Here is a 13,578-nt window from a genome sequence, read left to right as displayed (position 1 = left end):
GAATCGGTCAGTCGGCAATATATTTCTGAAAGGTGCGGATGGAGGATATTGCAGCCATCGGGGCAAGCATCCGGCAGGCCCGCAAGGAGGCGGGCATTACACAAGGCACTCTGGCCGACCTGGTCGGCACGTCGGCCCGGACCATCCACGCCATCGAAAGCGGCAAGGGAAATCCTTCGTTGCTGACGGTTGCTGCCGCCGCGAACGCTGTGGGGCTGCACCTCCGGGCCACCGATGCCTGAAGACCTGGGACGGTTGAAGTTCGTCCGCAGCGCAGACGTCTACAAATCAAATGTTCTGGCCGCCCACCTGAACCGTACCGGGGAGGGGAGTGTGATTTTTTCCTATACCCACGACTACTTGGCTTCGGGTGCCCGGCCGGTCGCAACAACGTTGCCGCTCACAGCGGAACCGGTTGAAGCGCCGAGCGGCGCATTGCCCGCCTTCTTCTCAGGCCTCCTGCCCGAAGGCCACCGGCTGACAGTTCTCAAGGACGCCGTCAAGACGAGCTTCTCCGACGAGTTGAGCCTGCTCCTGGCGGTTGGTGCAGACGTTCCGGGCGACGTCCAGGTCGTCCCCGCCGGGCAAGCCCCCATAGAGCCGGAACCGCTGGCGGACACGTCCCGCCCCGAGGACCTGGACTTCGCCGCGTTGGCCGAGGCCGTTGACCAGCACGGGTTGCCGGGCGTGCAGAACAAGGCCAGCGCATCGATGCTGACAACACCGCTTGCCCTGGCAAACCGGCGCTACCTGCTCAAGTTGGACCCTCCGCAGCACCAACACCTTGTCCTGAACGAAGCAGTCCACCTGACGGGGGCCAAGGCCCTCAAGATACCTGTGGCCAAACACGGTGTTGTCAGAGACAGGAACGGCCTGCCCGGGCTGCTGGTTGAAAGGTTCGACCGTGCCACGGATAACGGACTGCTGCGCCTGGCCATGGAGGACGGAGCGCAGGCGCTGAACCTCCCGCCGTCGTCGAAATATGCGGTGAGCTCCGAGGACGTGGTCCTGACCCTGGCCAGGCTGTGTAAAGCCCAGGCTGTAGCCGCCAGGAATCTGTACCTGCAGTTCGTTTTCGCCTGGCTCACCGGTAACGGGGACCTGCACGCCAAGAACGCCGCCGTCCTTGCCGGCAATAACGGCGGCTGGGCCGTGGCCCCCGTCTACGACATCCCTTGCACGTTGCTCTACGGCGACGACACGATGGCCTTAACTGTCGCCGGGAAAGTCAAAGGGCTGAAAGCTAAGCACTGGCAGGAGTTCGCAGCCACCATAGGGTTGCCAGAGCGGGCAGCGGCGGCCGCAAATGCCCTGGCGCTAAAGGCTGCAAGGGCAATCGACCTGGAAACCCTACCCATTAGTGGATCGCCCTTGAACGGAGCGAAGAGGGAGCTGCGGTTCCGCCGGGCCGAGCTGGGCTCCTGACCCACCTTCAATGGGGCTGCTTGGCGGTGCCGGCTTCGTGACACCGCCAAGCGCTGAGACCATCGGTTGCCCGACTCAAGGCCTGTGGACTGCTGGGCCCAATTCCCAGGTGCACCCCCCATGCGCTCCAGGCCTTTCACGAACTACTGTGCATGTTGTAGCTCAAGGACCTCAGCACGTTCGCTCAAGAAGCCCTCAAGAGTTCCTCAAATCCTGTCCTTCGGAAGGCGCCCGGTGGCGGTGCAGCGATGGCCCGTGCCGCCGTCGTGCGCTGTGTGTTCTGTTCCCTTATCCGGCGGGGCTGTACGGCAGGGACAAGGTGACAGTGGTTCCCTTCCCGGGTGCGGTGCTGAGGCTGATGGACCCGCCATGGCCCTCAACGATGGTCTTGCTGATGGGCAGTCCCAGGCCGGCTCCGGGGATGGCCGTATCCCGGGAGCGTTCGGAGCGGAAAAACTTTGAGAAGGCGTGCGCGGCCTCATCCTCGGTCATGCCGATGCCAGGGTCGGTGATCGAGCAGACGAGGCCCTGGCCATAGCTTCGAAGGCTGGCGGTGATTGTTCCGCCGCCGGGGGAGTACTTGATGGCGTTGGACAGCAGGTGCTTGAACACGTGGCGGATCCGGCCCGGGTCCACCCGGATAACCAGCGGCTGGCCGGCCTCCATCACCAGGCGGAGCCCCGAGCTGGCCGCCCGCGGCCGTAGGGATTCCACCACTTGAGCCAGCAGGTGGGTGATGTCAGCCTCCTGCACGGAGAGTTCCACGCGGTCGGATGCGACGGCGATCAGATCGTTCACGAGCGTCAGCAGATGCGTCGCGTTCCTGTGGATGATGAGCAGTTCGGGCTCGATCTCCTTGTGGTCCGGCTCGTCAAGCACGATTTCCAGGTAGCCGAGGATGGAGGTCAGCGGGGTGCGCAGCTCGTGTGAAACCGTGGCCACGAAGTTGTCCTTGGCTTTCAGCGCGTTGATGAGTTCAGTGACCTCCGCAAAGGTGACCACCGCGCCCGTACACACGCCCTCCGCTGATCGGATGGTGGAGGCGCTGACCGAATAGGCATGCTGGTCATCGCTTGTGCTGGCGTAATACAACTCGTCGGTAAACTCTTCGCCCTTTGCCGCCCTGATATTGGGCAGGCGTTCCGTGGGGGCTTCGCTTGTGCGGTCGGAGAGGAACAGCGGGCGCCGCCCTGTTGCCAGTCCGGCCAAGGCCGGGTCCACCTCCAGGGCCTTGTTGGTGAGCACACCGCGTCCGTCCTGATTGATAACCCAGACACCGACGTTGATCGAGGACAGGACTGCATCGAGGAGCTGCTGGCGGCGGATGCTTTCGGCCAACGTGTCTGCCAGCTCCCGGTCCTTTTGGGTCAGCGTCTGATGCTGGTTGATAAGGGCGCGCGCCACGAAGTGGGCGGTGGGGCGACGCCGGCCATGATCAGCGGAAGGAAGATGATGCGGATGGCGGAATCCTGCGCGTCGTCCCGGCCCATGGCGAATGCCGGAACAGTGGTGCTCAGCAGCACGCTGAGGATCGCCAGCAGCACGCCGGGACGCCCGCGATTAACGGAAAGCCGGATCACAGGAAAGACCAGGAGCAGGCTCAGGACACTGAATTCCGGGCCGCCGGCCTGCAGGATGAACCCGATGGCCACACAGTCAAGGACAGGAATTATTGAGAACACCGCGGACGGCAGGCGATGCCACGGAACGACGGCGGCCAGGGCGAACACTAAAGCGTGACCCGCCACGGCGGCCTGGAAGGCAGGGTCCTGCAATGTTGGCGGGCTGAACACCACGGCTGCCGCCACCACAAGCACCAGCATTAATGCCAGCGGGAGCTGCCCGGCCGCGGCCTGCCACCGGCCGCCATTGCCCAACAATGGTTCAGCCGCTCCTGCCCACGAACCCCCGGCTGTTTGCCCCAGACGCTGCCGCCACTCGAAGACAGTCCCGCCTTTAATATCCTGCATCCGACTCATCTGTTCCCCCGGCACAGACTAAAATAGACAGCCTCCGGCTACTTGAAGTGCTGCTGCACACAGCCTACCTGCCGGCCTCCGGCCATAAGGAAAGCCTGGCGTTTCGGGTGGCTGCGGTGACCCGCACGATTCGCACAGGCCGAACCGGATCCTAGGATTCCGCGTCACCCCGCCGCTAATATCAGGAAAAGCACAGTCGGCTTATTAAGGGCGAGTGAACACATGGTCGAAGCAGCAACCGCCGCCGTCTCATCTGTCATCCGCCGGAACAACGTCACGGTGGCGGGCCGGGCGGACGCGCCGGTGATGCTGTTTGCCCACGGGTTCGGCTGCGACCAGGACATGTGGCGGCGGCTGCTGCCCTACTTTACGGATGACTACCGGGTGGTGCTGTTCGACCACGTGGGTGCAGGCCACTCCGACGCCGCCGCCTATGACCGGGCCAAGTACGGAACGCTGGACGGCTACGCCGAGGACCTGCTGGAGATCTGCGCCGCCCTGGAGCTCCAGGACGTCATCCTTGTTGGGCACAGTGTGAGCGCAATGATCGCCGTGATCGCCGCGGTGCAGGAACCCGGCCTCTTCTCCCGCCTGGTACTGGTTGCCCCCTCACCCCGCTACACGGACGATCCCGACGACGGCTACGTGGGCGGGTTCTCGCAGGCTGACATCGAGGGCCTGCTGGACTCCCTGGACAGCAACTACTTCGCCTGGGCCGAGGCTTTGGCGCCGATGGTGATGGCCAACCCCGAGCAGCCCGGGCTTGCCGAGGACCTGCGGAGCAGCTTCTGCCGGACCAACCCGTCCATCGCCCGGCATTTTGCCAGGGTCACGTTCCTGTCCGACACACGCCAAGTGCTGGACGACGTAGGCACCAGCAGCCTGATCCTGCAGTGCTCGGAGGACCTGCTCGCCCCGCCGGAGGTGGGCGACTACCTGAACCGGCACCTCGGGCACAGCACGCTGGTGCACCTGCAGGCCACCGGTCACTGCCCCCACGTCAGCGCCCCCGAAGCAACCGCCCGCGCCATCCAGCAATTTCTTGCTGCCAGCCCATGACAGGCGTGCCTGGCCCGGAGCCTGGTGACTTCGAGGCGCTCTTCCACCAGGCACCCTGCGGTTACCTGGTAACGGACGACGGCGGCCGCATCACCGCGGTCAACGGCACCTTCCTGCACTGGTCCGGTTACCGCCTTCCGGACTTGGTCGGTGAACCCATCCAGTCGCTGATGCCGGTGGGTGACCAGATCCTGTATTCCACCCACTGCATCCCGCAGCTTGGCATTGCCGGTGCGGTGTCCGAGGTTGCGGTCGAAATTGTCTGCGCTGACGGCAGCCGCCGGGCTGCCCTGCTCTCGGCATCCCGCAGTCCGGCATCCGGGCAGGAACCGGCCAGCGTGCGCGTCATCATCTTCAGCGCGCACGAACGCCGCATGTACGAAAAAGAACTGGTGTCAGCGCTGCGGGATGCGGAGGAATCCGAAGCCCGCCGCGCCGAAGCTGAGGCTGAACTGCACCGGCTCGCCCTGAAGGACCCCCTGACCGGCCTTCCCAACAGGGCCGGCCTGAAGGCAAAGCTGGACGGAATTCTCGCTGCAAGGCGTGCCGGGCATGGCACGCTCGCGGCGTTGTGCATCGACCTTGACCACTTCAAAGCCGTCAATGACAGCCTGGGGCACGCGGCCGGGGATGAGCTGTTGGTCACCGTGGCGCGGCGCCTGGTCCCTGCAGCCGGGAAGCAGGCCACCGTTGCCCGGCTGTCCGGCGACGAGTTCATCGTTATGGATATTTTTGCCGGGACGGATGAGGCTACGGCACGTGCCGCCCGGCTCCTGGACGTCCTCCGTGCCCCGATGCTGATCGAGGGGCTGGAGATCGTGACGTCCGCGAGCATCGGCGTCGCGGTTGCCGGCGAGGACGGCGAGACCATGGACGATCTTGTCCGCCGCGCCGACATCGCCATGTACAAGGCCAAATCGCTGGGGCGGAGCCGCTGGGAACTGCACCAGCCGGCAGAGTCCGACCCCACGGCGGACCGGCTCCGGGCCCTCGCCGAGCTGCGCCACGGCATCAGCGAGGGTGCACTCCGGCTGCACTACCAGCCGCGCGTCGATCTGCGCACCGGTCTTGCCGTTGGCGTGGAGGCCTTGGTCCGCTGGCAGCACCCGTCGCGGGGGCTGCTCCCGCCGTCGGAGTTCATCGGGATGGCCGAGGAATCGGGACTGGTGCGGCCGCTGGGGGCCTGGGTCCTGGAGGAGACGCTGCGGCAGGCCGAAAACTGGCGGATTGAAGAGGCCACTGTGTCCGGTTTTGAACTGGCGGTCAACCTGTCCGCCCGCCAGCTGAACGATCCCGGGTTGGTGCCCATGGTGGAGCACGCCCTCCGGCTGCGGCGGATGGATCCTTCGCTCCTGGTACTGGAGATCACCGAGACAGCCCTGATGGATGATCCCGGTGGCGCCCTCGACCAGCTCATGGCCCTCAAGGACCTCGGCGTCAGCCTCGCCGTTGATGACTTCGGCGTCGGCTACTCCAGCCTGACCTATCTCAAGAAATTTCCCATCGATGAGTTGAAGATCGACCGGTCCTTCATCATGGGACTGGGAACCAACACCGGCGATGCGGCGATCGTGACCAGCTGCATCGACCTGGCGCACGCCGTCGGCATCCGGGCGGTTGCCGAAGGCGTGGAAACCCCCAGCCAGGTCCAGGTGCTCAGGGCCATGGGCTGCGACTACGCCCAGGGCTACCATTTCGCCCGCCCGCTGCCGGCCCCGCTCCTCAAGGAATGGCTGAAGGCCAACTCCCACAGGCAGTACCCGGATTCGAGCCCGGTGCTGGGCTGACTTCTGCGAAGGTTTCCCTTAAACCCAAAAGCACAGCCACCCGTCTATTCAGGTACAGCTGCGCTCAAGGGTTTGGGTCTAGAAAAGTTTTGGGTGGCGAACCCGGGGCCCGATGCTGGGCGCTGTGGGTCGCCGGTGCGTTGGCCTATGCAGCCAGGCGGGTGGCTGCTGCCGGAGCCTTCCGCCGCGGTGCCAGGACGCTGATGGTGCAGGGCGCCTGCTGCGGATCGATTTTGGCTGGCAGGTGGTGGGTTTCGGAACAGGCCCGGAGCATCTCCAGGGCTGCTTCATCCACCCACGCATGGGAGATATCGAGTTCCAAATCAAGGCCTTCCCTGAGGGAATTGGCCCGCTTTGCTACTACATATAGGGCGTTGACGCTGTGGACGGTGATATGCCCCTTTGCAATCACCTTTGCACGTGCGTGGTCGAGATCGATACGGACAACAATGTTCAGCTTAGAGTTCAAGTTGTAAAGCCTTCCCCGGCATTGGCTGCGACGCTGCAGCTTCTTGCTATGGCCGTTTGCATCAGCCTCATCCAGAGTAGGGGGCGAATGTGACCCACGCAACATGGTGACGTTTATTACATTGGATGGTCTTTTGGTTACTCCCTCTATTGGCGGTGAAAGAAGGGGGCTTGCAGCCTTCCGCTTCCGTCCGGCCCGGGTGGATCATGTAGCCATGGGCAAGCGCGTGAGCGATGGCCTGGGGGATGCCACCAAGGACAACGACGGCGGTGACGCTGCGGAAGTGCCGGGCAGGCCCCCGGACCACGCCGTGGTGTTTGTCCATGGGATGGGCCGGGCCCTCAAAGGCGGCACCCTGCAGGAGTGGGCCCAGCCGCTGATGCTCAGCCTGCACGATCTTTCCCTGGACCTTGTCCCCGGTGACGTCCCGTGCCCACACCTGGTCATCACCAAAGCCAACGCGGTGGGGGACGCGCCCGAGGTGTGGGTGAAAGTGCTGCGCGGCTATGCGGACGGCAGGCCGGACTACCTCACGGTCCTCATGACGGAGGCGTCCTGGGGCAGGGACTTCGAGCCGGCGTCGGCCGCGTCCACCTACTCCTGGGCACTGCGCACCGCCCTGCGCGTCTACAAACGGTCCGTGCAGCTGATCAGGTGGAACCTCTATCCCGGCCGCCGGCGGGCCAGCCCCGCATGGCTCGCGGCCCGGCTGCGGCAGATGCTGCTCACCCTGATCGCCGCCTCTGCCGGGTTCTTCATCCTGCTGGCCGTGCTGGTGGTGCTGCTGCTGATCATCGTGCTGGCCTGGATTCCGGGACCGGGCCGGTGGATCGGGAAAATCGTGTCCCTGTTCGCGGACTTCCTGGGCGATCCGCAGGTGTGGAAGCGCAAGCCGCTGCAGGCGGCCGCGATGCGGCAGCGCGTAGTGGACACGCTCCAGCGCTGGGACCACGACGGCGGGACGCAGGTCACGGTGGTGGCGCACAGCCAAGGTGCCGCGATCACCGGGCAGGTCCTGTTCCAGAACCAGGCCCGGGCCACCAACTTCGTCAGCGTGGGCAGCGGCCTGGACCTGCTGGGCTACGCGCAGTGGGGCGGCGGAACGGGGGAGGACCCGGTAACGGACTGGCTGGCCAACCCGGACCGGCCCCGCTGGATCAACGTGTGGGGCAAGTTCGACTTCGTTCCCGCCGGGCCCATTTCCACCCACGAGAACGGGCCGCTGCCCGTGTTCGGAAAGCTTTATGCCCGGGATACCGCAGGCGACGGCGGGCCCGGCCCGGAGGAGCACCCGGTGTACAACAGGTCCGGGCTCATCTACGACCACATCGTGTACTCCAGCAACAGGGTGGAGGTGCTCGATCCGCTGGCCCGGCTGATCCTGGACCCGCCGGCAGACCCGCACGGCCTCGTGCTGCGCGGGCTCGACGGCGACCGGCGGCTCCGGCCGCACCGCGTCATGGTTAAGAGCCTGGGGGTGACCCGGCTCCTCTCGATCCTCACCGCCGCGCTGAGCGCCCCGGCCGCGCTCGCCTGGCTCGGTTCACAGGACTGGGCGCGGAACCGGGTCCAGTGCGGCCCGCCCGGCGGTGGCCAGGATCCGTGGTGGTCCTCCTGGCTGTGCTCGGGCCCGTCCTACCACTGGGGGCACTGGGAAAACTGGGGCGTGCTGGCGGTGACCACCACCGTGTTCGCGGCTGTTCTCATAGGACTGCTCAACGGGCCCGTCTGGGGTGTGCTGCACAACCGGCTGCAGCGCATGCGGAAGCCGTCCTTCCGGCAATCCAGCGACCCCACGCGCAATCCGCCCGCCAACCCGTGGTGGTACGTCACCTGGTACCTGCTGATCGTCACCGCGGTGGCTGTGGCCGTGCCGTTCATGCTGGCATGGCCGGACCTGCCCTGGGTGCTGGTGGTGGTGCTGGTGGTTGCGCTGTGGGCCCTCTGCTTCACACGCACGAGCATCAGCGGGCTGCCGGCGCGCACGGGTGAATCCCGGGACACTATCCAGGAAACCCCGGACGCGCAGGAAGCCCGGCCCGAACCGCAGCGTACGGCAGTGAGCCTGCCGCCTAACTGATGACGGGGATGCTTCCGGTTAACACTGTCACCGGGGCCGACGACCAGCGCTCGCGTTCCGGCTCGTAGGAGATCACCATCGAGACGTCGCTTTCCTTAGCCTCGTCGATGGCGAGCAGCAGGGCGTCCTCCATGTGCCGCGCATACTCGAGCCGTTCGGCCAGGGTGCCCTGGAGGTCGGCGTCGTCAATCAGCACATGGCCTTTGCCGTCCACGATGACCTTCAGCGAATACCCCTGGTCCTCATGGAGGGATCCCCGGGTGGATGAAATTTCGGTGACTCTGTCTGCCCGGACCAGCCCGTTGCCGAGCGTGCGGATCCACACTTCACCCATCGAATGACCTCCCCTTGGCTGTGGGCGCGGAACAACGCCCCATAAGTCGAACGCTACTCCTCCGCGGGCCATTTGTGACCCCCGAATTTGCGCTGATGTGTCCGGGGCCATACGTGGAAATTGCCCGCTGCTCCCGGCCATAAAATAAATCTGATGACTTCCCCCGAAAACCAGCAGCCGTTCAGCCTGCGCAGCATCGCTGTGGCCGCGTTCGGGCCCACGCTGCTCTACGGAATCGGGACCGGGGCCATCCTGCCGGTGGTGGCGCTGACCGCCCGGGACCTGGGTGCCTCGGTGGCCGTCGCGGCGCTGATCGTGACGCTCATGGGGCTGGGGTCCTGGTTCTTCAACCTGCCGGCCTCCCTGGTGACCCTCAGGTTCGGTGAGCGGTGGTCCATCGTGGGTGCCGCCGTCGCCGCCGCCTTGGCGTTGGCGGCAGCGGGGCTGACCTCGCTGGTTCCGGACGGACTGTGGCTGCTCGCGGCGGCGATGGCCGTCGTCGGCATGTCCGGAAGTGTCTTTGGCCTGGCCCGTCAGAAGTATCTCACCGAGGCTGTGCCCGTGCAGTTCCGGGCGCGGGCGCTGTCCACGCTGGGCGGCGTTAACCGCATCGGCGTGTTCATCGGCCCGTTCCTGGGTGCGGCGGTGATGCAGTTCTCCGGCATCGGCGGTGCGTACTGGGTGGGCGTGATAGCCATGGCGGCCGCCGCGCTGCTGTCCCTCACCATCCCGGACCTTGCCGCGGTGGGCGTGCCCGACGGCGGACACAAGGGTCCCGAGCCCACCCTCCGGAGCGTCGCGGTGTCCCATGCGGGCGTGTTCCTCTCGCTGGGTGTGGGCATCCTGCTGCTGAGCGCACTGCGATCCTCACGGCAGGTGGTAATCCCGCTATGGGCCGACCACCTGGGCTTCGACGCCACCTCCGCCTCGCTGATTTACGGCCTGTCCGGGGCGATCGACATGCTGGTGTTCTATCCCGCCGGCAAGCTCATGGACCGCAAGGGCCGGCAGTTTGTGGCCGTCCCGTCCACGCTGCTCATGGGTACCGCCCTGCTGCTGATTCCGCTGACCGGGTCCTTTGTGGGGCTGCTGCTGGCGGCGCTGCTGATCGGGTTCGGCAACGGCATCAGCTCCGGGCTGGTGATGACGCTCGGCGCCGACTTCTCGCCGGACCGCGGGCGGGGCCAGTTCCTGGGATTGTGGCGGTTCATGGCTGATGCCGGGTCCACCGGCGGGCCGGTCCTGCTCTCGGGGGTGACGGCGCTGGCTACCCTGGGCGCGGGGATCTCAGCCACGGGCGTCCTGGGGTTCGCGGCGGCGGCCGTATTCGCCGTCGTCATTCCCCGGCTGAAGCACCGCCGCAACTACTGACCCGTTATCCTCATCAGATGAGTGAAACGGGGGCACCTGCCCGGAGCAGTCCGCTGCAGAAGGCCGTGTGGTGGGCGCAGGATTATGTCTATGCAGCGGTCTGCCAGGTCCAGGGCATGGTGTCCCGGGTGCAGCCGGGCTCCTTCCACCAGGGCCACCGCACCCCGGTGCTGATCATCCCGGGCGTGTACGAGAACTGGCAGTTCATGATGCCGCTTATCCGGTCGATCCACGACGCCGGCCACCCGGTCCACGTGGTCACGGTGCTGCAGCGCAACAAGCTGGATGTTCCCGTGGCGGCGCGGCTGGTGGCGCAGCACCTTGAGGAGGCCGGGCTGCGGGACGCGGCGATCGTGGCGCACAGCAAGGGCGGGCTGATCGGCAAATACGCCATGCTGAACCTGGACCCCGAGGGCCGGATCTCCCGGATGATCACGGTGTGCACGCCGTTTTCCGGGTCCCGCTACGCGAAGTACATGCTGCTGCCGAGCCTGCGGATCTTCTCGCCCAGCAACGCGTTGACCCTCCAGTTGGCGCGTGAGGAAGCCATCAACAGCCGGATCACCTCCATCTACGGCCCGTTCGACCCGCACATCCCGGAGGGCAGCGTCCTTCCCGGTGCCACCAACATCGAGCTGCCCACGGCCGGGCACTTCCGGATCCTGGGGGATCACGAAACGGCCCGGATCATCGTGGAGCAGCTGACCCCCGACGAGCCGTGAGCCGCCTTCCTGATCCCGGCGGAAGGTACGACGGCGGGCGGCCACTTCCGCACGAACCGGACCATTCGCGTTCGACGAACCGGGTGGAGCGGCGTCAAAGCCGGTGGGCAACCGTCCTGGCCGTGCTGCAGCGGCTGCTCTATCTGGTGGTGACCGTCGCGGTCGGCTGGGCGGTGTGGTTTTTCCTGCTGTCGCGGCTGTCCCGCGGGCCCGAGCAGGCCTGGGTGTTCCTTCCGGTGTGGCTGATCCTGGCGTACGCGCTCCTGCCGCGCATCCACAAAATCCTGAGCAGCCTGTACATCCCGGACTACTTCATCGGCAGGACCCGGACAGGCGACGGCGTCCTGGGCGACCCCGTGAACCTGGCCGTGGTGGGGACGGGGGAGGAGCTGCGGAAGGCGATGCTGTCTGCCGGCTGGGTGGAGGCCGACCCCATCACCCCGGCCACTGCGTGGCGCACCCTGACGTCTACAATGTTGGGGAGGAGCTACCCGGCGGCGCCCGTCAGTTCGCTGTACGTTTTCGGCAACAAGCAGGACCTGGCGTTCCAGCGCGAGATCGACGGCAACCCGCGCAAGCGCCACCACGTCCGGTTCTGGAAATGCCCGGCCGGCTGGATGCTGCCCGGCGGGCTGTCTGTGGACTGGGTTGGCGCGGGCACGTACGACAGGAGCGTCGGACTGTCCCTCTTTACATTCCAGATCACGCACAAGATCGCAGACCGGACCGACGAGGAACGCGACTTCATCATCGAGACGCTCCGCGCGGCCCGTGCTGTGGAGTCGGTGCACGTGATCCTCAACTACTCCAGCGGCTACCACCACCGCAACGGCGGCGGCGACGCCATCCGCACCGACGGGCACCTGCCGATCATCGACCTGTACGAGCCGGGCCGGCCGGGGAGCTCTGCTGCCTAGTCTGCGTTGAAGGCGTTGCTGTCGGCGGAAAGGGTGCCGCTCGTGGCGGTCAGGATGCAACCTGTTGTCTTTCCCGCGACCTGAAGGTCGGGAAATGGAATCACACCGGATGAGGCGGTCCCGGAAAGTGTGCCCTTGATGCTGCAGTTTCCATGGAGCGAAGGTTTCGCCTGCACAGTGACCTGGAGGTTGCTGTCCGTAGGGTTTCCGAAGGCGTCAAGGATACGGACAGTGACCGGGGGAACGATATTGGCATTCTTCACGACATTAGGAACGGCATCGAACTGCAGTTTGCCTGCCGGCGCGGCGCTGATGGTGACTCTAATGGGCTGCGGTGCTGTCAGCCCCGTCGCCACAGCAGTGAGGGTTGCCACGCCCGCTTTGCTGTCCCCATAAAAGAACGACGCCGATGCGGAGCCTTCGGGAATGGTCACGCCGGCGATTCTGGTGCCGTTGGCGGTTGCAGCAAAAGTTCCTGTCGTGGCTGCGGAAGTGGACAGGGTGACCGACGTGGTTCCAGTGGTGACCGGGTTGCCGTATGAGTCCTGGCGTTCCAGTGTCACGGGGCCCAGCAGGGCGGCCGACGACGCCGGGCCGGCCAAGGCGGCGCCGGACGTGAGTACGAGTTTGCTGGCAGCAGCGGGCATGACCGTGAAGCTGTTGCTGACCGTTCCCGCAAAGCCGGGGCTTGAGGCAACCAGGGTGTAGCCGGATCCGGCCTTGTCGATTGAGAGTCCGTTGAAAGTGACAGTCCCTGCCAGGCCTGCCGTTGATCCTGTGACAGTTCCAGAGAGTGTTCCTCCTCCAGGGTTGCTGCCAAGGCTGATTGTGATGGGAACTCCGGACAGGGGGAGTCCCAGCAGCGTCTGTGCCTGCACGCTGAAACTAATGCTGGCCGAGCCTGCGGTTACGCGGACGGACGGCTGCGAGGTGATGGCTAGGGTGCTCAACGGGCTAGCCACCTGCACGTTGCCGCTGGCAGCACTTGCTGCTGTCCAGGAGCGGTAGGCCGCCGTCACCTGGTAAGTATGGGTTCCTTCGGGGACGGAAATGTCCGTGCAGGATGTGGCAGCGACCAGCGCTGCAGGGCTGGAACCGCAGGCGGCCACGGCCGCAGACCCGGTGCTACGGGTGACGTAGTAGCCGGTGGGAACGACAGAACCGGAGGGCGCAGTCCAGCTGACGCCCACACTCGAGTTGCTGATTGCCGGCACCGACACGTTGGTGGGTGGAAGCAGGGTGGCGACTGACGCCGTCGTACTTCCCGTTCCGGACGCCAGCCAGTGGGCGGAGGCGGGCGCGACCCCCAGCAGGGTAGCGAAGAGAAGGACGATGAAGACGCAGGCGCCGCTGCGTAAAACCCTTGAAAAGAGCACCAGCTCCCGCCGAAACCGGGGGGAGGTTTCGGGGGAGCTGGTGGTGGCGGGCACGGGGA

The 13,578-nt window shown here is 65.8% G+C and carries 13 protein-coding genes; 8 read left to right on the top strand and 5 right to left on the bottom strand.

Annotated elements, in window-relative coordinates:
• The first annotated feature begins 38 nt into the window (after positions 1–38).
• Complete coding sequence (locus tag ACZ9BC_RS13335) at positions 39–242, top strand: helix-turn-helix transcriptional regulator (protein ID WP_476246320.1); 204 nt, start codon at positions 39–41, stop codon at positions 240–242.
• Positions 235–1,425: a type II toxin-antitoxin system HipA family toxin gene (locus tag ACZ9BC_RS13330; RefSeq protein ID WP_476246319.1), complete on the top strand. Its 1,191-nt coding sequence runs from the start codon at positions 235–237 to the stop codon at positions 1,423–1,425. The genes ACZ9BC_RS13335 and ACZ9BC_RS13330 overlap by 8 nt, the downstream gene beginning before the upstream one ends.
• Before the next feature lie 288 nt (positions 1,426–1,713).
• Here the strand turns inward: ACZ9BC_RS13330 and ACZ9BC_RS13325 are convergent, their stop codons facing one another.
• A complete protein-coding gene (locus ACZ9BC_RS13325) occupies positions 1,714–2,829 on the bottom strand; it encodes an ATP-binding protein (RefSeq protein WP_476246318.1) in 1,116 nt (371 codons plus the stop codon).
• Complete coding sequence (locus ACZ9BC_RS13320; RefSeq protein WP_476246317.1) at positions 2,793–3,395, bottom strand: hypothetical protein; 603 nt, start codon at positions 3,393–3,395, stop codon at positions 2,793–2,795. The genes ACZ9BC_RS13325 and ACZ9BC_RS13320 overlap by 37 nt, the downstream gene beginning before the upstream one ends.
• Positions 3,396–3,626: 231 nt before the next feature.
• On the opposite strand from ACZ9BC_RS13320, the gene ACZ9BC_RS13315 reads away from it, so the two are divergent.
• Together ACZ9BC_RS13315 and ACZ9BC_RS13310 are read left to right on the top strand one after the other, a co-directional pair.
• Positions 3,627–4,463, top strand: coding sequence for an alpha/beta fold hydrolase (locus ACZ9BC_RS13315; RefSeq protein WP_476246316.1), 837 nt, complete (start codon positions 3,627–3,629; stop codon positions 4,461–4,463).
• Positions 4,460–6,250, top strand: a complete 1,791-nt coding sequence (locus tag ACZ9BC_RS13310) for a sensor domain-containing protein (RefSeq protein WP_476246315.1) — start codon at positions 4,460–4,462, stop codon at positions 6,248–6,250. The genes ACZ9BC_RS13315 and ACZ9BC_RS13310 overlap by 4 nt, the downstream gene beginning before the upstream one ends.
• Before the next feature lie 145 nt (positions 6,251–6,395).
• Here ACZ9BC_RS13310 and ACZ9BC_RS13305 read toward each other — a convergent pair whose 3' ends face one another.
• Positions 6,396–6,719, bottom strand: coding sequence for a hypothetical protein (locus tag ACZ9BC_RS13305; protein WP_079596497.1), 324 nt, complete (start codon positions 6,717–6,719; stop codon positions 6,396–6,398).
• A gap of 214 nt (positions 6,720–6,933) precedes the next feature.
• Between ACZ9BC_RS13305 and ACZ9BC_RS13300 the strand changes: the two genes are divergently transcribed.
• Entirely contained in the window at positions 6,934–8,799 is a 1,866-nt protein-coding gene (locus ACZ9BC_RS13300) for a hypothetical protein (protein ID WP_476246314.1), read from the top strand.
• Here ACZ9BC_RS13300 and ACZ9BC_RS13295 read toward each other — a convergent pair.
• Positions 8,792–9,133: a thioredoxin domain-containing protein gene (locus tag ACZ9BC_RS13295; protein ID WP_079596499.1), complete on the bottom strand. Its 342-nt coding sequence runs from the start codon at positions 9,131–9,133 to the stop codon at positions 8,792–8,794. The two genes, ACZ9BC_RS13300 and ACZ9BC_RS13295, sit on opposite strands and share 8 nt — an antisense overlap.
• Before the next feature lie 153 nt (positions 9,134–9,286).
• On the opposite strand from ACZ9BC_RS13295, the gene ACZ9BC_RS13290 reads away from it, so the two are divergent.
• From ACZ9BC_RS13290 to ACZ9BC_RS13280, 3 genes are read left to right on the top strand one after another with little or no spacing between them, the layout of a single operon-like run.
• Positions 9,287–10,504 carry an MFS transporter gene (locus ACZ9BC_RS13290; RefSeq protein ID WP_476246313.1) on the top strand — a complete coding sequence of 406 codons (1,218 nt, stop codon included), beginning with the start codon at positions 9,287–9,289 and terminating at the stop codon, positions 10,502–10,504.
• 17 nt (positions 10,505–10,521) lie between these two features.
• A complete protein-coding gene (locus ACZ9BC_RS13285) occupies positions 10,522–11,226 on the top strand; it encodes an esterase/lipase family protein (RefSeq protein WP_476246312.1) in 705 nt (234 codons plus the stop codon).
• Positions 11,223–12,143: an LssY C-terminal domain-containing protein gene (locus ACZ9BC_RS13280; RefSeq protein ID WP_476246311.1), complete on the top strand. Its 921-nt coding sequence runs from the start codon at positions 11,223–11,225 to the stop codon at positions 12,141–12,143. Before ACZ9BC_RS13285 ends, ACZ9BC_RS13280 begins: the two co-directional genes overlap by 4 nt.
• Here the strand turns inward: ACZ9BC_RS13280 and ACZ9BC_RS13275 are convergent.
• Complete coding sequence (locus ACZ9BC_RS13275) at positions 12,140–13,573, bottom strand: fibronectin type III domain-containing protein (protein ID WP_476246310.1); 1,434 nt, start codon at positions 13,571–13,573, stop codon at positions 12,140–12,142. The genes ACZ9BC_RS13280 and ACZ9BC_RS13275 overlap by 4 nt on opposite strands.
• Positions 13,574–13,578: the final 5 nt, after the last annotated feature.

It is taken from the genome of Pseudarthrobacter sp. TE3704, from assembly GCF_056279405.1.
The sequence above is the reverse complement of the archived record's forward strand: the minus strand, read 5'-3'. Positions and strand labels throughout refer to the sequence as shown.